Genomic DNA, 20,584 nt, shown 5'->3' with positions numbered 1-20,584 from the left:
CAAATTTTACCTTAGCCTGATCCGTTACCAGTGAAAGTAACGTTCAGTCTATCTTTCTATCACATACCCAAATTTTTAAAGAACGATCTAATCAAAAGACTAGAAATCAATATTCACATCGGAATATTCATTTCTAAACTCTCAAACGTTTCGAAGCAGTTAATGGTGGAGCCAAACGGGATCGAACCGTTGACCTCCTGCGTGCAAGGCAGGCGCTCTCCCAGCTGAGCTATGGCCCCATACAAAATTGGTGGGTCTGGGCAGATTCGAACTGCCGACCTCACCCTTATCAGGGGTGCGCTCTAACCAACTGAGCTACAGACCCAATTTCGAGCGCGTAACTGTTAGCGTGAGCTATCAGCTTGGAGCTTAAAGCTGCTTCTATCGTCTTCTTCAATGAATCAAGCAATTCGTGTGGGAACTTATGGAGCAGCTGAGTCGTCGATTAAGGAGGTGATCCAGCCGCAGGTTCCCCTACGGCTACCTTGTTACGACTTCACCCCAGTCATGAATCACACCGTGGTAACCGTCCTCCCGAAGGTTAGACTAGCTACTTCTGGTGCAACCCACTCCCATGGTGTGACGGGCGGTGTGTACAAGGCCCGGGAACGTATTCACCGCGACATTCTGATTCGCGATTACTAGCGATTCCGACTTCACGCAGTCGAGTTGCAGACTGCGATCCGGACTACGATCGGTTTTATGGGATTAGCTCCACCTCGCGGCTTGGCAACCCTCTGTACCGACCATTGTAGCACGTGTGTAGCCCAGGCCGTAAGGGCCATGATGACTTGACGTCATCCCCACCTTCCTCCGGTTTGTCACCGGCAGTCTCCTTAGAGTGCCCACCATGACGTGCTGGTAACTAAGGACAAGGGTTGCGCTCGTTACGGGACTTAACCCAACATCTCACGACACGAGCTGACGACAGCCATGCAGCACCTGTCTCAATGCTCCCGAAGGCACCAATCCATCTCTGGAAAGTTCATTGGATGTCAAGGCCTGGTAAGGTTCTTCGCGTTGCTTCGAATTAAACCACATGCTCCACCGCTTGTGCGGGCCCCCGTCAATTCATTTGAGTTTTAACCTTGCGGCCGTACTCCCCAGGCGGTCAACTTAATGCGTTAGCTGCGCCACTAAGAGCTCAAGGCTCCCAACGGCTAGTTGACATCGTTTACGGCGTGGACTACCAGGGTATCTAATCCTGTTTGCTCCCCACGCTTTCGCACCTCAGTGTCAGTATCAGTCCAGGTGGTCGCCTTCGCCACTGGTGTTCCTTCCTATATCTACGCATTTCACCGCTACACAGGAAATTCCACCACCCTCTACCATACTCTAGCTTGTCAGTTTTGAATGCAGTTCCCAGGTTGAGCCCGGGGCTTTCACATCCAACTTAACAAACCACCTACGCGCGCTTTACGCCCAGTAATTCCGATTAACGCTTGCACCCTCTGTATTACCGCGGCTGCTGGCACAGAGTTAGCCGGTGCTTATTCTGTCGGTAACGTCAAAATTGCAGAGTATTAATCTACAACCCTTCCTCCCAACTTAAAGTGCTTTACAATCCGAAGACCTTCTTCACACACGCGGCATGGCTGGATCAGGCTTTCGCCCATTGTCCAATATTCCCCACTGCTGCCTCCCGTAGGAGTCTGGACCGTGTCTCAGTTCCAGTGTGACTGATCATCCTCTCAGACCAGTTACGGATCGTCGCCTTGGTGAGCCATTACCTCACCAACTAGCTAATCCGACCTAGGCTCATCTGATAGCGCAAGGCCCGAAGGTCCCCTGCTTTCTCCCGTAGGACGTATGCGGTATTAGCGTTCCTTTCGAAACGTTGTCCCCCACTACCAGGCAGATTCCTAGGCATTACTCACCCGTCCGCCGCTGAATCAGAGAGCAAGCTCTCTTCATCCGCTCGACTTGCATGTGTTAGGCCTGCCGCCAGCGTTCAATCTGAGCCATGATCAAACTCTTCAGTTCAAACATCTTTGGGTTTTGAGAAAACCCTAAACTTGGCTCAGCAATCGTTGGTTACATCTTTGATTTCTCGCGGAGTAACTTGTGATGCTGATAATCTGTTGACTAGCAGTCTGACTCCACAAGCACCCACACGAATTGCTTGATTCAGTTGTTAAAGAGCGGTTGGTTAAGAGCTTTGTCTCAACCGAGGCGCGCATTATACAGCAGCCTCATTTGCTGTCAAGTGATTATTTTCAGAAGTTTTCAAGGAATCCTTAACAACTTCAACCACTTGCGCTTTCGATCTCTCGTCAGCGGGAGGCGAATTCTACAGCGTTACTCGCTGCTGTCAACACCTCTTTTTCAACTTCCTTCGCGCCTCGATGATCTGAAGCAACCTGCTGCCGAAAACTGCGTAACTCATTGTTTATCAAGGAGTTTTCCGTTTCGACTGCGCCGGAAGTGGGGCGAATTATAGGCCTCCAGAATCTGCCGTCAAGCACTGATTTGGTTTTTCTATCAGATTGGCAAAATCACTGCTTATATATAGACGCGCCTGGAACGATTGCGCAGTATATTGCCCAACACCAGGACCAACAGCCAAGCTCTCTACTTCGGACGATGCCACTCAAATGAATGATCAGCCTCGCAGCCTTGCCTCGACCTTGTTTTCGGTCGGCCTGCTATTAATAGCCATGGCATCGATCCAGTCCGGAGCCTCCTTGGCCAAAAGCATGTTCCCAGTCATTGGCGCACAGGGAACCACCACCCTGCGCCTGACCTTTGCCAGCGTGATCATGCTGCTATTGCTTCGCCCATGGCGAGCGAAGCTCACGGCAAAATCCCTGCGTACCGTTATCGTCTACGGGATGGCGCTGGGCGGCATGAACTTCCTCTTCTATATGTCGTTACGCACAGTCCCCCTGGGGATCGCCGTTGCGCTGGAGTTCACCGGGCCATTGGCCGTGGCCATCTACGCTTCACGCCGCGCGATCGACTTCTTATGGATTGCCCTGGCGGCTGTCGGCCTGCTGCTGTTGATACCCACGGGAGCAACGACGGCAAGCATTGATCTGATAGGTGCCGGTTATGCACTGGGTGCCGGCGTCTGCTGGGCGCTGTACATTCTTTTCGGTCAGAAGGCCGGCGCCGACAATGGCGTGCAGACAGCCGCGCTGGGCGTAATGATTGCCGCGCTGTTCGTGGCACCTATCGGCATCATTCATGCGGGCGCGGCACTGCTGACGCCATCACTGATCCCGATTGCCATTGGCGTTGCCATCCTCTCCACTGCACTTCCCTATACGCTTGAGATGCTCGCCCTCACCCGCATGCCTGCCAGAACATTCGGAACATTGATGAGCATTGAACCCGCCATTGGTGCGCTGTCAGGCTTGCTATTCCTCAATGAGTACCTGTCCCTGTCACAGTGGATGGCCATTCTGTGCATCATTCTGGCCTCCGTCGGCGCCACCATGACGATGGGCAGTGCTGCCAAGCCTGCTGTTGTGGCGGATTGATACAGGATTTGACGTGACTCTGGCATTTACCGCTCAATTAGGCCATGTTTAGCCCCGCAACCCAGTGCCAGATATGGACTTTTCAGGATTGGGATATATGAACGCTTCATGCGAAAGCGAATACAGCCAAACCCGGGCACAAGACCCGGGATGCAACAAGGACAGCAATGAAACGAATTTTGATACTGATCGGCGTACTCGCAGTGGCGGGCTGTGCGGCGACATCCCAGACCCAGATCAAACACGGCAAGAAAGGACTGCACATCAACTGTTCAGGGTTATCGTCCTCCTGGGACAAGTGCTACACCAGCGCAGCGGACTCATGCGCACCCAAGGGCTACAAGGTCATCGCCAAGTCGGGTGATGTCGTGGAGGAACCAGGGGATTATCCGTTTGGCCTCAACCCTGCGGGGTACACCAGCCGCAGCATGATCGTGATCTGCAAATAGCCAAGTGCCGCCGTGTCAGCTTCTCGGACCTGCAATCTGGCGGCCGATCTCATCGTAACTGGACTTCAGCACCATGCGTTGCCTCTCCGGAGTCGCAAGCATCCGTGCCACCACCAATGCCCCGACGCATTGCGACAGAATGGCCCAGGCGAGGCTGTCACTCTCCAGTATCTGCGCCCAACTCTCCTGAAGCTGGCAAATCCAGTGTTCCGCCTGCTGCCGGACCATCACGTCGGACCGGGCAATCTCGGCCCCCAGCGCCGGTAACGCACAACCCGTTTCCGGATGGTCGACATGGGACATGCTCAAGTACTGCTTCAAGCAGCGCTCAAGCTTATCGCGATCCTTCTCTGCCCCCAGCCGCTCAAGGCTCTGGCGTAACTCTCGTTCGACAATCGAAGTGAACAGCTCGTCCTTCGACGAAAAATGGCTGTAGAACGCCCCCCCACTCAAACCGATCGCCTTCATCAAGCCGTCGACACCGACCGTGGAAAACCCGGACTTCTTGGCCGACACCGAACTGCTCTGCAGCAGCTTCTCTCTGGTTTCCAGCTTGTGATTGGCCGAGTAGCGCATTGACTTCCCCTTGAATTGATCACCTTGACGCTGGTCGAATCGTAGCATAACGTTCGTTCAGTTAACGATCGTTTAGTAAAGGACTCCAGCCATGAATAACAAGAAGGTCGTACTGGTTGTCGGCGCAGGTGATGCCACGGGTGGCGCCATCGCCAAACGTTTTGCGAATGAAGGTTTCGTCGCCTGCGTCACCCGGCGCAGCGCGGACAAACTCCAGCCACTGGTCGACGCCATCAAGGGCAATGGGGGTGAGGCCCACGGTTTTGCCTGTGATGCTCGAAAGGAAGACGAGGTAATTGCCCTGGTCGAACAGATCGAAAACGAGATTGGCCCTATTGAAGCGTTCGTGTTCAACATTGGCGCCAATGTGCCCTGCAGCATCCTCGAAGAAACCGCTCGCAAGTATTTCAAGATCTGGGAAATGGCCTGTTTTTCAGGGTTTCTCAATGCCCGCGAGGTGGCCAGACGAATGGCCAGTCGGCAACGGGGCACGATCCTGTTCACCGGCGCCACCGCCGGCATGCGCGGTGCCGCGGGCTTCGCGGCATTCGCCGGTGCCAAACACGGGATTCGGGCACTGGCGCAGAGCATGGCCCGAGAACTTGGCCCGATGAACATCCATGTCGCGCACATCATTGTAGATGGCGCCATTGATACCGATTTCATCCGTGACAACTTCCCCGAGAAGTACGCGACCAAGGACCAGGACGGCATCCTCAACCCCGAGCACATTGCCGAGAACTATTGGTACCTGCACAGCCAGCCACGCGACGCCTGGACCTTCGAACTGGACCTTCGCCCCTGGAGCGAACGCTGGTAAGCCCTCCCGAATAACAATAAGCAGAGAGCATCAACCATGAGCAAAACCGTGGAGTTCTATTTTGACCTGGGCAGCCCGGCCACCTACCTGGCGTACACGCAGCTGCCAAAGATCTGTGAGCGGACCGGCAGCCAGCTGACCTATATTCCGATCCTGCTCGGCGGCGTGTTCAAAGCAACCGGCAACGCCTCGCCAGCGACCGTCCCGGCCAAGGGCCGATACATGTTTCAGGACCTCGACCGTTATGCCAGGCGCTACGGCGTGCCACTGAAATTCAATCCGCATTTCCCGATCAACACCTTGATGCTCATGCGCGCCGTCACCGGCATACAGTTGCGCCACCCCGAGCGCTTTGCCGCATTCATCGATTGCCTGTTCAAGGCACTTTGGGTCGACGGTCGCAGCCTCGACGAACCGGCAACCGTTGCGGCGGTGCTGACCGAGAACGGCTTTGACCCCAACGAAGTGCTGGCCCTGACCGCCGATGAGCAAGTCAAGGCCGTGCTCAAGGACAACACTGAGAAAGCGGTGCAACGCGGTGTATTCGGCGCACCCAGCATGTTCGTCGATAATCAGCTGTTCTTCGGCCAGGATCGCCTGGATTTCGTTCTGGAAGCCCTGAGTTAAATGTCGATGACCAACCGCCCTTGCGCCGCTCCCGACTGGAGCAACTCATGGGCGGCCCCGGCAGTTTCCAGGTTGAACCGGCGCGGATCGAGAATCGGTACCACACTGCCTGCTTCGATCAGTCGCGCCGCCTCCTGAAGGATCTGCCCATGGTGCTCACGCCCCTTCCCTGTCAACAACGGTAACAAGGTGAACACGCCGGAATAGGTTGCTCCGCGAAAGGACAGCGGTGCCAGGCTGTGCTGCCCCCAACCGAGGCAACTCACCACATGACCGTAATAGACCCGCGCCGCCTTGAATGACGCATCCAGGGTTTCACCGCCGACCGTGTCATAGACAATGTCAAAACCCTCCCCGCCCGTATGCTCAGCCACATAGGCCTCCACCGACGTTTTTCGGTAATCAATGAAGGTCGCGCCCAAGCCTTCAATAGTGGCTTGCTGTCCTGCCGACCCCGTGGCAAACACCTCGGCGCCAAACGCGCGGGCGATTTGCACCGCAACATGACCGACACCTCCCGCTCCACCGTGAATCAGCACTTTCTGGCCTGCATTCACCCGAGCGCGGTCGACCAACCCTTCCCATGCCGTAATCAGTACCAATGGCAATCCCGCCGCTTCGCGCATGCTCAAATTGCCCGGCTTGCGCGCCAGCAGACGCGCATCGACCACCGCGTACTCCGCCAGCGAACCCTGGGCACCGCCTATTCCTGTTGCCATGGCATACACTTCATCGCCGGGCAACCAATCACTGACGCCCTCGCCCAACGCTTCGATGGTTCCCGCCAGATCCATGCCCAGTACTGCGGGCAGTGGCTGGCGGGCATGGGCGGCCTGGCCCGAACGGATTTTCCCGTCCAGCGGGTTGACCCCGCTGGCCGCGATCCGAACCAGTACCTGCCCTGCTCCAGGCACTGGTCGCTGAATCGAAACCAGACGCAGGGGTGCATCAGCTGAATCCACGATCAGCGCGCGCATGTGCAGTGAATCAATCATTTCGGCTACTCCTGTCAGAGGTGGTGTAGACCCATCTTCCCGCAACCCATCCATGCCGATAAGACGCTAAATGGCTATAGTGATCATGCCCATTTGGCATCAATGAGACATCCCGTGGACAAACTTAATGCAATGGCGATTTTCGTCCGGGTGGTCGAACGCGGCAGCTTTTCCGCGGTCGCCCGGGAGATGCAGACCAGCCAGCCGACCATCAGCAAAGTCCTGCGCGCACTGGAAACCGAGCTGGGTGGAAAGCTGATCGCACGCAGTACCCGCCAGTTATCCCTGACCGATGAAGGCCTGCGCTACTACAACGAATGCCGACAAATCCTCGCGGCCGTTGATGCAGCCGAGCACAGTTTCCAATCCGGCAGGGAGACGATCGCCGGTCATCTGCGCATCGGCTCCTCGGTCAGCTTCGGGCGCTTGCAGATTGCTCCGCGGCTACCGGCATTCCTTGCGCGATATCCAGACATTCAAATCGACTTGCAACTCAATGATCAGAACCAGGACCTGGTCAGCGAAGGCCTGGATGTGACGTTCAGGATCGGGCCATTGAACGACAGCGGCCTGATCGCTCGTCACATCGGCACCACCCACCGGGTTACCGTCGCAGCCCCGGCGTATCTGGCGCAACAGGGTCAGCCGCAAACCCCGCAGCAATTGAGCGAACACAACTGCCTGCTCTTCAACCTGCTGAACAGTCAGAACCTGTGGGCTTACGATCGCGACGGACAACGTCATGAGGTGCGGATCAAGGGCAATGCCCAAAGCAACAACTCCGAGGCGATCCGCGAGATGGTGCTGGGAGGCTTGGGGATTGCGTTGTCGCCGGTATGGCTGTTCAGCGAGGATCTGAAAGCCGGGAGAGTGACCGCGATTCTGCAGAATTACACTGCGCAATCGCTGCCGATACATGCGGTATCCCCGGCGAATCGTCGCCAATCCGCCAGGGTCAAAGCCTTTGTCGACTACATGAGCCAGGCACTGGAAGCAGCGCCCGAACTGCAGGCGGTCAAATAGCTGCGGTACGCGTGTTCAACCACTCCAGGGCCGCACCGTCGAGCAACGGGCTCAAGCGCTCACGGACTTCGGCGTGATAAGCATTGAACCACTGCTTTTCTTCTTCCGTCAGCAGCGACGGCTCCAGGCAACGGGTGTCGATCGGGCACAGGGTCAGGGTTTCGAATTTCAGGAACTCGCCGAATTCGCTGGTGCCTGCTTCGCGGTTCATCGCCAGGTTTTCGATCCGCACACCCCAGCGGCCCGGACGGTAAGTGCCCGGTTCGATTGAGGTGATCATGCCCGGTTGCATCGCGGTCTGCGGTGCTGGCGCGGCCTGATAGGCAATGACTTGCGGACCTTCGTGAACGTTGAGGAAGTAACCAACGCCGTGACCGGTACCATGACCGTAATCGACGCTTTCCGCCCAGATCGGCGCACGGGCAATCGAATCCAGCAGCGGCGAGAGGATGCCTTTCGGAAATTGCGCACGGGACAAGGCAATCACGCCTTTGAGCACACGGGTGCAATCGCGCTTCTGCTCGGCCGTCGGCGTACCGACCGGCACCATCCGCGTGATGTCCGTGGTGCCTCCCAGGTACTGGCCGCCGGAATCGATCAGCAACAGACCGTCGCCTTCGATCACCGCGTGTTCTTCTTCGGTGGCGTGGTAATGCGGCATGGCGCCGTTGGCGTTGAACGCGGCGATGGTGTTGAAACTCAGCGACACATAACCCGGACGACGTTCACGGGCGGCGGTCAGTTTCTCGTCGATGGTCAGCTCGGTGATGCGCTCGCTGCCCGCGAGTGCCGAGTCCAGCCAGGTGAAGAATTCGCAGAGCGCCGCGCCATCCTGTTCCATGGCCTGACGGATGTGCTCGGCGTCAGCCAGGCTTTTTTGCGACTTGGCCAGGGTGGTCGGGTTCAAGCCTTCGATCAATTTGACGCCGCTGTCGAGGTTATCCAGCAGTCCCGCCGTGACCCGTGCCGGGTCGACCAGCAAGCTCGCCCCTTTCGGTACGGCGCGCAGCGCGTCGGCCACTTCGCTGTAATCGCGCAGGGTCACGCCATCCTGTTCAAGGACCGCGCGTAATTCAGCATCGACCTTGCTCAGTGCCACGAACAGGGTGGCCTGCTGCTGGTTGATCAAGGCGAAGGAAACAAACACCGGATTGAACGACACATCCCCGCCGCGCAAGTTGAACAGCCAGGCGATGTCATCGAGGGTGGCGATGAAGTGCCAGTCGGCGCCGCGCGCCTGCAGGGTTTCCCGCAATTTGGCGAGTTTTTCGCCACGGCTGACCGTCGCCTGGGGAGGCAAGTGCTGATAGATCGGTGCATTCGGCAGGCTCGGACGGTCGCTCCAGACTTCACTCAACAGATCGATATCAGTGCGCAGGCGAGCGTTGCGTTCTTCCAGCTTGCCGCTCAACGTGCGGGCCGAGGCCACGGCCATCACCGCACCATCGACCGCGACCACACCGCCTTCCGGGGTTTGTTCGGCCAGCCAGTCCAGCGGCCCCGGCTGACCCGGTTGCAGCTTGACCAGTTCGATGCCGCTGCCCTTGAGTTCCTTGGTCGCCTGCTCCCAGTAACGGCTGTCGGCCCAGACGCCGGCAAAATCGGCGGTCACGATCAGGGTGCCGACCGAGCCATGGAAGCCGGACAACCACTGCCGCCCCTGCCAGTAGCCTGGCAGGTATTCGGACAGGTGCGGGTCGGCCGACGGCACCAGCAGGGCGTGAATGCCCTCGCGGCTCATCAGTTCGCGGGTTTGCGCCAGGCGCTGGGGCACCGATCCATTGATCGAAGACTGCGTACTCATCATGACTCCTGCTTACCACTCATCATTATTGTTTAGCGCCGATCGGTGTCGGCGCTTCGAGACACTACTGCCAGAATGCCGGGGCACTGGCGCAGGCCGTTTTAATCAGTTGTACCGCTTGATCGATATCCTGCTCGGTGGTGAAACGCCCCAGGCTCAAGCGAATGGTGCGACTCGCCGAGCGAGCGTCATGCCCCAGGGCCAGCAGCACATGAGATGGCACATTACTCGCGGAATTGCAGGCCGAGGTCGCGGAAAACGCGATCGAGGCGAGCAACGCTGCCGAATTGAACTCGCCTTCACTGAAGGTCAGGCTCAGGGTATGGGGGATGCGCCGGGTCGGGCTGCCATTGAGGCGCACACCGGGAATGCTCAGCAATTGATCAAGCAGGCGTTCGCGCAAACGCAAGATCAAGGCTTTTTCTTCATCGAACGCAGCCGCCGCCAGGGCGAATGCCGCGCCCATGGCGGCAATCTGGTGGGTGGCCAGGGTCCCGGAACGCAGGCCGCCCTCGTGACCGCCACCATGAATCTGCGCCTGCAAACGCTGGTGCGCACGGGGCCCGACATACAACGCACCAATGCCTTTGGGGCCGTAGAGTTTGTGTGCCGAGAACGACATCAGATCCACCGGCCATTGCGCCAGATCGATCTGCACTTTGCCTGCCCCCTGCGCCGCGTCGACATGAAACAACGCGTCGCGATCACGCACCACCTGGCCGATGGCCGGGATGTCGTTGACCGTGCCCAACTCGTTGTTGACCAGCATCAGCGACACCAGGAAGGTGTCCTCGCGCATGGCTTCGCTGACGGCTTGCGCGGTAATCAGGCCATCGGCGTCCGGCACCAGATAGGTCACCGCCACGCCCGCATCCTGCAATTGTCTTGCGGTATCGAGGATGGCCTTGTGTTCGATCTGGCTGGTGATGATGTGGCCGCCGGCAACGCCGCGAGCCTGGGATACGCCCTTGAGGGCAAGGTTGTTGGATTCGGTCGCGCCGGAGGTCCAGACGATCTGTTCGGGCGTGGCGCCGACCAGTTCGGCCACCTGGCGCCGTGCCTGCTCGACGGTTTGCCGTGCCTGTTGACCGAATGCGTGAGAACTGGACGCCGGGTTGCCAAAATTGCCGCTGAAACCCAGACACTCGACCATGACCTTGATGACCCGTTCATCCACCGGCGTGGTGGCGGCGTAGTCGAAATACAACGGACGTTTATTCATAAAAGACTCGCAGAGCGTGTTCCGGGATCAGGAAGCTCGTCACTGGAAACATCAAGACGCAGCCTTGTGAGCTACGCCCGGTTTTCAGAACGTTACCAATACCTGATCGGATGCCGTTAAAGAAGTACCACTTCATTAATAGTGCGTAGGAACGCTCCTGAACAGCGAGCTTAACAGGCATCGTGCGACCGGTTGAAGCAATGCATCAGCGAAAGCTTTCGAGCAACAGCGGATACAGCGAAGCCACCAGCAACGCGGCCATGCCCCAGTTGAACAGGCGCAACCAGCGACGGTCCTTCAGAACGTTGCGCAATAGAGTGCCGCAGGCGGCCCAGACACCAACGCTCGGCAGGTTGATCAGGGCGAAGACCGCTGCGATCACAATGACATTGGTGAAGTAACCCTGCATCGGCGTGTAAGTGCTGATGGCACCAATGGCCATGATCCAGGCCTTGGGGTTGACCCACTGGAACGCGGCGGCACCCAGGTAGCTGATGGGTTTCCCTTCAACCTGTTCGCTGTCCGAGACCGGTCCGGAGTGAGCGATTTTCCACGCCAGATACAGCAAATAAGCGGCGCCGACATAGCGCAGTACGGAGTAAAGCAAGGGATAAGTCTGGAACACCGCGCCCAGGCCAAAGCCCACCGCCACGACCAGCACGAAGAATCCGCAAGTAATGCCGAGCATGTGAGGGATGGTGCGGTTGAAGCCGAAGTTCACCCCGGATGCCAGCAACATCGTGTTGTTCGGGCCGGGCGTGATCGAAGTGACGAGAGCAAACAGGGCAAAGCCCAGCAGCAGATCAAGCGAGAGTGTCATGGGTGGCAGTCCATCAGGGTCGGTCAGGTAGTGACCCTATCGCACCCCCCATGGGAAACCCACGGACAGTTGGGTAAAACTTCCAGCAGTACAGTTTTCGCTTAGCTAGGACGACCGTGCAGCTGTACAGCACGTCCGACGTTCATCTCACCCTGTTTGTCGAAACCAAACGATTTTTGCGGCACACCGAGCAATTCGGCTTTTTTCGCCTGGTATTCGTCGAAGGACAGACCCCGGCGATTCAACGCTTCCAGCGCGAGTTCCCTGGTTTCTTCAGCGGTATAGGGCCTCAGTTCCGGGGAAGTCTGGCTGGCACATCCGGCGAGAACGGAGACGGTCAGCAGCAACAAACTGGCGATTAGCGGTTTCATGTTCAGGCGTCCTGGCATCTGGCTTCGGGGCAATGAACACAGGCTACGCCCGCCTTTGCACGGGTAAAAATCATCGCTCTCGATAGTCGCTATCGAGTTTTGTTGATGTTGCCAGCCTGTAAGTGCCTGTTGCTGGCGAAGGGGTCTCAAGCCCTGTGGTGTTCTGGCGGGCGTCATCGCTGGCAAGCCAGCTTCTCCAGGGGGGCTTTATATTTCTTAATGATCTATAAATATCAATCAACGATCTTTTACGGAATAAAAATAGCCTTTATAACAACTGCATCCGCTGACGCACTGTTGCTCAGGCAACTGTTCGCCAGGCAACAGTCAATCAACAAACAGCCCTTAAAAATCAATAGCGCGGTCTGATCAACTCGCTGCGAGCCGCGTAAAACGTGGCCTCGAGGGATTGGTACAGCTCTTGCTCAATGGAGAAAAGCCCAGTGATGACTCACTGCTCCCACAGCAACTGTTTAAAAAGGAACTGATCATGTCGCGTCCATTGAAAGTCGTTGCCGTCTCCGGCGGCACCTGGCGTCCCTCCCGCACCCTGGTGCTGACCCAAGCGCTATTGGCGCAGCTGGCCGAGCAACTGCCGATCGAGAGCAAGTTGATCGAACTGGGGGACATCGCCCGGCCCCTGGGCGCGGCGCTGTCCCGTCAGGAACTGAGTGCGGACGTCGAAGCCGAACTGCAAGCGATTGAAAACGCCGATCTGCTGGTTGTCGCCGCGCCGGTTTATCGCGGTTCCTACCCTGGCCTGCTCAAGCATCTGTTCGACCTGATCGATCTGAATGCACTGATCAACACCCCGGTACTGCTGGCCGCCACCGGTGGCAGCGAACGTCATGCGCTGGTGCTCGATCATCAGCTGCGCCCCCTGTTCAGCTTCTTCCAGGCGTTGACCTTGCCGATTGGCGTGTATGCCACCGAAGCCGATTTCTCCAATTACCAGATCACCAGTGAACCGCTCAGGGCCCGCATTCAACTGGCTGCAGAGCGCGCGGCGCCATTGTTCGGCGTACACCCCAACAATCGGCTGAAAATCGCCTAAGGATTTCTTCATGGATGTTTTCTGGTTTCTGCCAACCCACGGCGACGGCCATTACCTGGGCACCACTCAGGGCGCACGCCCGGTCACCCTCAACTACCTGAAACAAGTGGCCCAGGCCGCAGACAGCCTTGGCTACCACGGCGTATTGATTCCCACCGGGCGTTCCTGCGAAGACTCCTGGGTGATCGCCTCGGCACTGGTGCCGCTGACCGAGCGCTTGCGTTATCTGGTGGCGATCCGTCCTGGCATCATCTCGCCCACGGTGTCGGCACGCATGGCGGCGACCCTGGATCGTCTGTCCGGTGGCCGCTTGTTGATCAACGTCGTGACCGGCGGCGATCCCGACGAAAACCGTGGCGACGGCAGCTTCCTCGATCACAGCGAACGCTACGAAGTCACCGACGAATTCCTGAAAATCTGGCGCCGTGTATTGCGAGGCGAATCGGTCGACTTCGAAGGCAAGCACCTGCGGGTACAGAATGCCAAGGCGCTGTATCCCCCCGTGCAGAAACCTTATCCGCCACTGTACTTCGGCGGTTCGTCCGATGCCGCCCACGACCTGGCCGCCGAGCAGGTCGATGTCTACCTGACCTGGGGCGAACCACCGGCCGCCGTGGCGCAGAAACTCGCCGATGTCCGTGAACGCGCCGCCCGTCATGGGCGCACGGTGAAGTTCGGGATTCGCTTGCATGTGATCGTTCGCGAAAGCGCAGAAGACGCGTGGAAAGCCGCTGACAAACTGATCGAGCACATCAGCGACGAGACCATTGCCGCCGCGCAGAAGTCATTCTTGCGTTTCGACTCCGAAGGACAGCGACGCATGGCTGCACTGCACGACGGGCGTCGCGACAACCTGGAGATCTCACCCAATCTGTGGGCCGGTGTCGGCCTGGTGCGTGGCGGCGCCGGGACGGCGCTGGTGGGTGACCCGCAGCAGGTCGCCACGCGCATCAAGGAGTACGCGGACCTGGGGATCGAGAGTTTCATCTTCTCCGGATACCCGCATCTCGAAGAGGCGTATCGCTTTGCCGAACTGGTCTTCCCGCTGCTGCCCGAGCCCTATGCCAGTCTCGCCGGGCGTGGCGTCACCAACCTGACCGGGCCGTTCGGCGAAATGATCGCCAACGATGTGCTGCCGACCAAAACCACGGCCTGACCCACGCACTACCTGTAGGAGCGAGCCTGCTCGCGATGGTCGCCAACGATGACGCTGTCATTCAGACATCCCGCGTAATCGTTGTTCTCCATCGCGAGCGGGCTCGCTCCTACAGGGGATCTGCGTCGAATTCAAAGAGGAACCCCCGCGTGACTGCCAAGCCGCACAGCGCCCTGATCTCCCCGTTGCAGACCGCCCGCCAATTGGCCGCCGGGTTTGCCCTGACCGCCGTCGAGCGCGACGAGCGCGGCGGTACGCCCAAGGCCGAGCGTGATGCGCTGCGCCACAGCGGGCTGCTCGCGTTAAGCATTCCCACCCGGTTCGGCGGCCTCGGCGCCAGCTGGAGTGAAACCCTGAACATCGTGCGTGAGTTCGCCAAGGTCGACAGTTCGATTGCCCATGTGTTCGGCTTCCATCACCTGATGCTCGCCACCGTGCGCCTGTTCGCCCGCCCCGAACAATGGCAGCCGTGGTTTGAACAAACCGCGCGCAAGAACTGGTTCTGGGGCAATGCCCTCAACCCGTTGGACACCCGCACCGTGGTGAAAAAACTCGATGGCTGGCGTGAGTTTTCCGGCAAGAAAAGTTTCTGTTCCGGCGCCAGCGATTCGGAGATGCTGATCGCCTCGGCGGTGGATGAGAGCGCCGGCGGCAAGCTGTTGATCGCCGCCATCCCCAGCGGTCGCAGCGGCATCACCTTGCACAATGACTGGAACAACATGGGCCAGCGCCAGACCGACAGCGGCAGTGCCACCTTCGAACGGGTGCGTGTCGAAGAATCGGAGCTGTTGCTCGATCCGGGGCCATTGAGCACGCCGTTTGCCTGCTTGCGCCCACTGATCGCCCAACTGACGTTCACCCACATGTTCCTCGGCATCGCCGAAGGCGCCTTCGAAGAAGCGCGCCAGTACACGCTGACCGAAACCCGGCCGTGGCACAAATCCAGTGCCCGGGAGGTGAACCAGGACCCTTATGTACTCAGCCACTACGGCGAATTCTGGGTGGCCCTCGAAGGTGTGCGGCTGTTGGTGGAGCGCGCGGCTGATTTGCTCGACAAGGCCTGGGCCAAAGGCCCGAACCTCAGTGCCGAGGAACGCGGACACCTGGCCACCGCCATCGCCACGGCCAAGGTCGCCGCCACGCGCAATGGCCTGGAATTGTGCAGTCGCCTGTTCGAAGTCACCGGCGCGCGCTCGACCCACGCCTCGCTGCGACTGGACCGCCACTGGCGCAACCTGCGCACGCAAACCCTGCACGACCCGGTGGATTACAAACTCCATGAACTGGGTGACTGGGCACTGAACCAGGCCCTGCCGATTCCCACTTTCTATTCATAGCTTGCCCAACAAGGAGCGTGCCCCATGCAACTGCTGACCTTACCGCCCTCGCCCGCTCTGGCCACGTCGATCCGCGCCACGGCCCAGGTGTTCGAAGACCCGAAGTCCCAGGCCTTGCTCGCCCACCTGCAACAAGTCGCCCCCAGTGAAGCCAGTGTGCTGATCATCGGCGAAACCGGCACCGGCAAGGAGCTGGTGGCGCGCCATATCCACAACCTCAGCGCCCGGCGCAACCGGCCATTTGTAGCCGTGAACTGCGGCGCGTTCTCCGAATCATTGGTCGAGGCCGAGCTGTTTGGCCATGAAAAAGGCGCTTTCACCGGCGCCCTCAGTGCCAAGGCCGGCTGGTTCGAGGAGGCCGATGGCGGTACCCTGTTCCTCGATGAAATCGGCGACTTGCCGATGGCCATTCAGGTCAAGTTATTGCGGGTGTTGCAGGAACGCGAAGTGGTGCGCCTGGGTTCACGCAAGAGCATCCCCATCGACGTGCGGGTGCTGGCAGCGACCAACGTGCAACTGGAGAAAGCCATCAACGCCGGGCATTTCCGCGAGGACCTGTACTACCGTCTCGACGTGGTCAGCCTGGAGCTGAGCCCGCTGCGCGACCGTCCCGGCGACATCCTGCCCCTGACCCGTCACTTCATCGACGCCTACAGTCAGCGCCTTGGCTACGGCAGCATCACCATAAGCAAGGAAGCCGAACTGAAACTGCGCAGCTACAGTTGGCCGGGCAACATCCGAGAACTGGAAAACGTCATTCACCATACCCTGCTGATTTGCCGTAACGGCATCATCGAACGCGATGACCTGCGCCTGTCCAACATGCGCATCGAACGCCAGGACGATCACCACGCTCAGGTCGACGATTCTGCCGAAGCCCTGCTCGACCGGGCTTTTCAAAAGCTGTTCGAGGAACAGGCCGGCGCCCTGCACGAAAAAGTCGAGGACGCCTTGCTGCGGGCGGCCTATCGCTTCAGCCACTACAACCAGGTGCACACCGCCGCGCTGCTGGGCCTGAGCCGCAACGTGACCCGCACACGCCTGATCAAGATCGGCGAACTGGCGGTGAACAAGCGGCGACCGACGGAAAACGTACAGGGCGAGCGCTTGATGCATTTGTCCATCTAGCCGGTGCTTGGGCCGAGTGCTGCGAATTACACTTGCTGATGTACTCGGGGCGCGGCTATTGGCATCCGCGACAGATCTGAAATTGCGGCGCGGCTATCGCGGGCAAGCCACGCTCACACAGGGTTTGGGTCGTTTGCACATTTCGTGAACGATCCAGAACCTGTGGGAGCGGGGCTTGCCCGCGATGGCGTCCTCAAGATCAACCGAAGCTTAGAACCCCGGCGCAATCTGCCCCTTGTAGCGCGTCAAAATGAACTGCCGAACTTCATCGGAGTTCAACGCCTTGGCCAGCTTCTGCAGGCCCGGGTCGTTGATGTTGTCCGGCCGCGCCACCAGGAATTCAACGTACAGGCTCTTGCCCTTCTCGACGATCAACGCACTGTTGGTGTCGATCCCCGCTTCCAGCGCGTAGTTGGCGAATACGAACGCCAGGTCCACCTGACTCACCGAACGCGCCAGCAGCGCACCTTCCAGCTCACGGATTTTCAGGTGCTTGGGGTTTTCCGCGATGTCCCGTTGCGTCGCCAGGGTATTGCTCGGGTCCTTGAGCTTGATCAGCCCTGCTTCGTGCAGCAGCACCAGGGCGCGACCGGTGTTCACCGGATCGTTGGGGATCGCCACGGTAGCGCCGTCCTTGAGCTCGGAAATGTTTTTGATCTTGGTCGAATAAGCCCCGAACGGCTCAATGTGCACACCGACCACCGGCACCAGGTCGGTGTGACGGGTCTTGTTGTAGTCATCGAGAAACGGCCGGTACTGGTAGTAGTTGGCGTCAAGGTTCTTCAGCGCAAGCTGCTGGTTGGGCTGAATAAAATCGGTGAAGACTTTGATATCCAGATCCACGCCTTCCTTGGCCAGGGTGGGTTTGACGAATTCGAGGATCTCCGCGTGCGGCACCGGCGTGGCACCGACGGTGAGTTTTTCGTTGGCGTGTACGCTCAGCGAAATCAAGGCAGCCAGAACGGCCAGGGTCTTTTTCATGTTGTGCTCCTAGGCAGATTGAGTGGCCGTCGTGGGGCGGACGTGGGGCCGATTTTTTTGGTTTTGAACTGAATGTCTTATCGATGGCTGTAGCGCGCCACCAGTCGGTCGCCGCTCATTTGCAGGGCCTGGACCAGGATCAACAACAGCACCACGGTGACCACCATCACGTCGGTCTGGAAACGCTGGTAGCCATAGCGGATCGCCAGGTCACCCAGGCCACCACCGCCGATCACCCCGGCCATCGCCGTGTAATCCACCAGCACGATGGCCGTCACCGTCACCGCCGCCAGCAGCCCTCCTCTTGCCTCGGGGAGCAAGGTGAAGCGGATGATTTGCCAGGTGTTGGCGCCCATGGCCTGGGTCGCCTCCACCACCCCGCGATCGACTTCACGCAACGCGGTTTCCACCAGCCGCGCAAAGAACGGCGTGCACCCGACCACCAGCGGCGGAATGGTCCCCGGTACACCCAACGAGGTGCCGACCAGCAAGGTGGTCAGGGGAATCAGCACGATCAGCAAAATGATGAACGGCAGCGAACGCAGCATGTTGACGATCACCGACAGCACCCGGTAAACGCCAACGGCTTCATGCAACTGGCGTTTGCCGGTGAGGAACAGCAGCACCCCCAGCGGCAGCCCCAACAACACGGTGAAACCGAGGGCCGCGCCGAGCATGCTCAGGGTGTCGAGACAGGCCTGGCCAATGTCGGCCCAATAGATGTTCTTGAACAATTCAGCCATGGTCAGGACCAGTCATGACGCGGCGGTTTCACGCCGTTGAGCAGCCAGTTGCCGACCACGTGGTATTTCCAGCGCACCGGATCGTGCAAGGTATGCACCCGCGCATTGCGCCAGTGACGGTCGAAGTTGTGTTTCTTCAGGGTTGAACGAGTGCCGCCCAGTTCAAACAGCTTGTTGCTCGCTTCAATGGCGATTTCGGTGGTCAGCACCTTGGCCCTGGCCACGGCCAGGGATGCGTTGGCAACGCTGTCTTCATCCGGTGTCTGGCGCGCGGCATCCAGCGTCCGCCCCGCCCGTTCCAGCAAGGCTTCGGCCGCCTCCAGGCGAATGTCCAGCCCTCCGACCTGAATGATGGTCAATGGATCTTCGCTGGCCCTTTCCACACCCGCATCGATCCATGGCCGGGCGAATTGCCGGACAAAGGCGATGGTGTCGCGCAAGGCGGCGCGGGCAATGCCGGCGTCGATGGCAGCGGTAGTCAATTGGGCGAACGGACCGGCCAGGGTCGGGCTGTCGTAGGAGCGCCAGGTCGGGAACAGGTTGAACGCCGAAACGTGCAGATCTTCGGCCAGCACTGTGCCGCTGGAAGTCGTGCGCTGGCCGATGCTGTCCCAGTCGTCGACGATCACCAGCCCTTTGGTGCCGCGCGGGACGAACGCCAACTGGCCTTTCTGCTCTTCATCCAGCGCCAGCACCGCCAGCCAGTGTGCATACAACGACCCCGTGCAATACCCCTTGCGCCCGTGGATCACATGGCCGTCGCCGTAACGGCGGATGGTCGCCTGAATGTCCTGCACATGCTTGCCGCCGGTTTCCGACAAGGCGTTGGCGAACCGATGCCCCTGCAGTGCCAGCTCGAAGAAATGCGCCTGCTGCTCCGGGGTGCCTTGCAGCCGGATGTCTTCCAGCAGGCAGTAGTGGTTCTGTGGGATCTGCCCCAGAGACGGGTCGGCCGCCGAGATGATCGCGATGACCTGCGCCAGCACCGCGTAGGACACCTGTGCTCCGCCAAATTCCCTGGGCACCGTAATGCCCCAGAGGCCGCTGTTGGAAAACAGATCGACGATGTCGGCGGGCACCTGGCGAGTACGGTCACGTTCGGCATCCTGCTCCAATAGAATCGCGGCCACGCGCTCGGCCACGCGCAGGGCCTCGGCTTCGCTGGCGATCCGGTGGGCCGCCGGCGGGTTGATCGGATAAACGGCAGATTCAGACATACAAGACTCTCGATACCAGTGTTTACCGAAGGTCATTGCAGCTTCTGTGCCTGACTGCGAGAGCCCGTATTTACGGGTGCTTCAACGGGTTTTGGCGGGCTCGACAATGCCGTAGCCAAGGCAATCTGTTGCTTCACTGTTGATTGCCGGACAGTGGCGCTGATGCCGAACGAGGTGATTTTTTTTGTGAACTTGGCGAGTGCTGAAGATCAAAAACCAGACAGCGCCTGTTTCGGCAGGACCTACACTGGGAAGTCCTGCTGAAAAGCGGCGAGCTAGATGTTCCATCTACAACAAATTCAGGGAGAACGATCATGAGCGTCAAACCCATTCCAGAGGGCTACCACAGCATCACCCCGTACCTGGGGATCAAAAAAGCGGCCGAAGCCATCGAGTTTTACAAGAAGGCCTTCGGCGCGATCGAAGTCATGCGCCTGTCCATGCCCGATGGCGGTATCGGTCACGCCGAACTGCGCATCGGCGACTGCCCGATCATGCTCGGTACACCGTGCGATCAAGGCCCGTTGAGCAATCCGGACCAGTCGCCGTCCGTGGGGCTGCATCTGTACGTCACCGATGTGGACAAGTCCTATGACCAGGCCATCGCAGCCGGCGGTACGGTGGTGTCGCAGGTCAAGGATCAGTTTTATGGCGACCGTTCAGGAACGTTGAAAGACCCCTATGGCCATCTGTGGTTCCTGGCCACGCGCAAGGAGAATCTGACTCAGGAACAGATCGAGCAGCGGGCGAAGGAAATGTTTCAGCAGGGTTAGTCATTT

19 protein-coding genes, 2 tRNA genes and 1 rRNA gene are annotated in these 20,584 nt (G+C 59.0%); 10 read left to right on the top strand and 12 right to left on the bottom strand.

Features of this window, described 5'->3' with window-relative positions:
* Nucleotides 1-163 precede the first annotated feature (163 nt).
* From ACGJAX_RS14945 to ACGJAX_RS14935, 3 genes are all read right to left on the bottom strand, one after another.
* Nucleotides 164-239 (bottom strand) — tRNA-Ala (locus ACGJAX_RS14945).
* Nucleotides 240-248: 9 nt separating this feature from the next.
* Nucleotides 249-325 (bottom strand) — tRNA-Ile (locus tag ACGJAX_RS14940).
* Nucleotides 326-446: 121 nt separating this feature from the next.
* A 16S ribosomal RNA gene (locus tag ACGJAX_RS14935) occupies nucleotides 447-1,983 on the bottom strand.
* 611 nt (nucleotides 1,984-2,594) lie between these two features.
* Here ACGJAX_RS14935 and rhtA point away from each other — a divergent pair.
* Both rhtA and ACGJAX_RS14925 read left to right on the top strand, forming a co-directional pair.
* A complete protein-coding gene (gene rhtA / locus ACGJAX_RS14930) occupies nucleotides 2,595-3,482 on the top strand; it encodes a threonine/homoserine exporter RhtA (protein ID WP_390959703.1) in 888 nt (295 codons plus the stop codon).
* A gap of 167 nt (nucleotides 3,483-3,649) precedes the next feature.
* A complete protein-coding gene (locus ACGJAX_RS14925) occupies nucleotides 3,650-3,931 on the top strand; it encodes a hypothetical protein (protein ID WP_390959701.1) in 282 nt (93 codons plus the stop codon).
* Nucleotides 3,932-3,946: 15 nt separating this feature from the next.
* Here the strand turns inward: ACGJAX_RS14925 and ACGJAX_RS14920 are convergent, their stop codons facing one another.
* Complete coding sequence (locus tag ACGJAX_RS14920; RefSeq protein WP_390959699.1) at nucleotides 3,947-4,507, bottom strand: TetR family transcriptional regulator; 561 nt, start codon at nucleotides 4,505-4,507, stop codon at nucleotides 3,947-3,949.
* A 91-nt stretch (nucleotides 4,508-4,598) separates the two neighbouring features.
* On the opposite strand from ACGJAX_RS14920, the gene ACGJAX_RS14915 reads away from it, so the two are divergent.
* Together ACGJAX_RS14915 and ACGJAX_RS14910 are read left to right on the top strand one after the other, a co-directional pair.
* Nucleotides 4,599-5,327 carry an SDR family NAD(P)-dependent oxidoreductase gene (locus tag ACGJAX_RS14915; protein WP_390959697.1) on the top strand — a complete coding sequence of 243 codons (729 nt, stop codon included), beginning with the start codon at nucleotides 4,599-4,601 and terminating at the stop codon, nucleotides 5,325-5,327.
* A 36-nt stretch (nucleotides 5,328-5,363) separates the two neighbouring features.
* The gene (locus ACGJAX_RS14910; protein WP_390959695.1) at nucleotides 5,364-5,954 is read left to right on the top strand and encodes a DsbA family protein; all 591 of its coding nucleotides are present in this window, start codon (nucleotides 5,364-5,366) and stop codon (nucleotides 5,952-5,954) included.
* On the opposite strand, the gene ACGJAX_RS14905 is transcribed toward ACGJAX_RS14910, so the two are convergent.
* Nucleotides 5,951-6,949 (bottom strand): zinc-binding dehydrogenase, encoded by a 999-nt coding sequence (locus ACGJAX_RS14905; protein ID WP_390959693.1) that lies wholly within the window; start codon nucleotides 6,947-6,949, stop codon nucleotides 5,951-5,953. The genes ACGJAX_RS14910 and ACGJAX_RS14905 overlap by 4 nt on opposite strands.
* A gap of 102 nt (nucleotides 6,950-7,051) precedes the next feature.
* Between ACGJAX_RS14905 and ACGJAX_RS14900 the strand changes: the two genes are divergently transcribed.
* Nucleotides 7,052-7,972, top strand: coding sequence for a LysR substrate-binding domain-containing protein (locus ACGJAX_RS14900; protein ID WP_390959691.1), 921 nt, complete (start codon nucleotides 7,052-7,054; stop codon nucleotides 7,970-7,972).
* Here the strand turns inward: ACGJAX_RS14900 and ACGJAX_RS14895 are convergent.
* The 4 genes from ACGJAX_RS14895 to ACGJAX_RS14880 all read right to left on the bottom strand — a co-directional run bounded on the left by ACGJAX_RS14895 (nucleotide 7,965) and on the right by ACGJAX_RS14880 (nucleotide 12,189).
* Complete coding sequence (locus tag ACGJAX_RS14895; protein WP_390959689.1) at nucleotides 7,965-9,776, bottom strand: M24 family metallopeptidase; 1,812 nt, start codon at nucleotides 9,774-9,776, stop codon at nucleotides 7,965-7,967. The two genes, ACGJAX_RS14900 and ACGJAX_RS14895, sit on opposite strands and share 8 nt — an antisense overlap.
* 64 nt (nucleotides 9,777-9,840) lie before the next feature.
* The gene (locus ACGJAX_RS14890; RefSeq protein ID WP_390959687.1) at nucleotides 9,841-10,998 is read right to left on the bottom strand and encodes an aminotransferase class V-fold PLP-dependent enzyme; all 1,158 of its coding nucleotides are present in this window, start codon (nucleotides 10,996-10,998) and stop codon (nucleotides 9,841-9,843) included.
* A 205-nt stretch (nucleotides 10,999-11,203) separates the two neighbouring features.
* A complete protein-coding gene (locus tag ACGJAX_RS14885; protein WP_090318272.1) occupies nucleotides 11,204-11,818 on the bottom strand; it encodes a LysE family translocator in 615 nt (204 codons plus the stop codon).
* 101 nt (nucleotides 11,819-11,919) lie between these two features.
* A complete protein-coding gene (locus ACGJAX_RS14880; RefSeq protein WP_090318269.1) occupies nucleotides 11,920-12,189 on the bottom strand; it encodes a hypothetical protein in 270 nt (89 codons plus the stop codon).
* A 490-nt stretch (nucleotides 12,190-12,679) separates the two neighbouring features.
* Between ACGJAX_RS14880 and msuE the strand changes: the two genes are divergently transcribed.
* The 4 genes from msuE to ACGJAX_RS14860 all read left to right on the top strand — a co-directional run bounded on the left by msuE (nucleotide 12,680) and on the right by ACGJAX_RS14860 (nucleotide 16,864).
* Nucleotides 12,680-13,243: an FMN reductase gene (msuE, locus tag ACGJAX_RS14875; RefSeq protein ID WP_090318266.1), complete on the top strand. Its 564-nt coding sequence runs from the start codon at nucleotides 12,680-12,682 to the stop codon at nucleotides 13,241-13,243.
* 10 nt (nucleotides 13,244-13,253) lie between these two features.
* Nucleotides 13,254-14,399 carry an FMNH2-dependent alkanesulfonate monooxygenase gene (gene ssuD, locus ACGJAX_RS14870; protein WP_390959684.1) on the top strand — a complete coding sequence of 382 codons (1,146 nt, stop codon included), beginning with the start codon at nucleotides 13,254-13,256 and terminating at the stop codon, nucleotides 14,397-14,399.
* 149 nt (nucleotides 14,400-14,548) lie between these two features.
* Entirely contained in the window at nucleotides 14,549-15,736 is a 1,188-nt protein-coding gene (locus ACGJAX_RS14865; protein WP_390959682.1) for an acyl-CoA dehydrogenase family protein, read from the top strand.
* A 24-nt stretch (nucleotides 15,737-15,760) separates the two neighbouring features.
* Nucleotides 15,761-16,864, top strand: coding sequence for a sigma 54-interacting transcriptional regulator (locus tag ACGJAX_RS14860; RefSeq protein WP_390959680.1), 1,104 nt, complete (start codon nucleotides 15,761-15,763; stop codon nucleotides 16,862-16,864).
* A 210-nt stretch (nucleotides 16,865-17,074) separates the two neighbouring features.
* Here the strand turns inward: ACGJAX_RS14860 and ACGJAX_RS14855 are convergent, their stop codons facing one another.
* The 3 genes from ACGJAX_RS14855 to ACGJAX_RS14845 all read right to left on the bottom strand — a co-directional run bounded on the left by ACGJAX_RS14855 (nucleotide 17,075) and on the right by ACGJAX_RS14845 (nucleotide 19,805).
* Complete coding sequence (locus tag ACGJAX_RS14855; RefSeq protein WP_390959678.1) at nucleotides 17,075-17,845, bottom strand: MetQ/NlpA family ABC transporter substrate-binding protein; 771 nt, start codon at nucleotides 17,843-17,845, stop codon at nucleotides 17,075-17,077.
* 77 nt (nucleotides 17,846-17,922) lie between these two features.
* Nucleotides 17,923-18,588: a methionine ABC transporter permease gene (locus ACGJAX_RS14850; RefSeq protein WP_047527298.1), complete on the bottom strand. Its 666-nt coding sequence runs from the start codon at nucleotides 18,586-18,588 to the stop codon at nucleotides 17,923-17,925.
* Between the two features lie 2 nt (nucleotides 18,589-18,590).
* Complete coding sequence (locus ACGJAX_RS14845) at nucleotides 18,591-19,805, bottom strand: SfnB family sulfur acquisition oxidoreductase (RefSeq protein WP_390959676.1); 1,215 nt, start codon at nucleotides 19,803-19,805, stop codon at nucleotides 18,591-18,593.
* Between the two features lie 314 nt (nucleotides 19,806-20,119).
* Between ACGJAX_RS14845 and ACGJAX_RS14840 the strand changes: the two genes are divergently transcribed.
* Nucleotides 20,120-20,578 (top strand): VOC family protein, encoded by a 459-nt coding sequence (locus ACGJAX_RS14840; protein WP_090318246.1) that lies wholly within the window; start codon nucleotides 20,120-20,122, stop codon nucleotides 20,576-20,578.
* The last annotated feature ends 6 nt before the right edge of the window (nucleotides 20,579-20,584 follow it).

The sequence above is a fragment of the Pseudomonas moorei genome, from assembly GCF_042846945.1.
Lineage (GTDB): Bacteria > Pseudomonadota > Gammaproteobacteria > Pseudomonadales > Pseudomonadaceae > Aquipseudomonas > Aquipseudomonas moorei.
The sequence above is the reverse complement of the archived record's forward strand: the minus strand, read 5'-3'. Positions and strand labels throughout refer to the sequence as shown.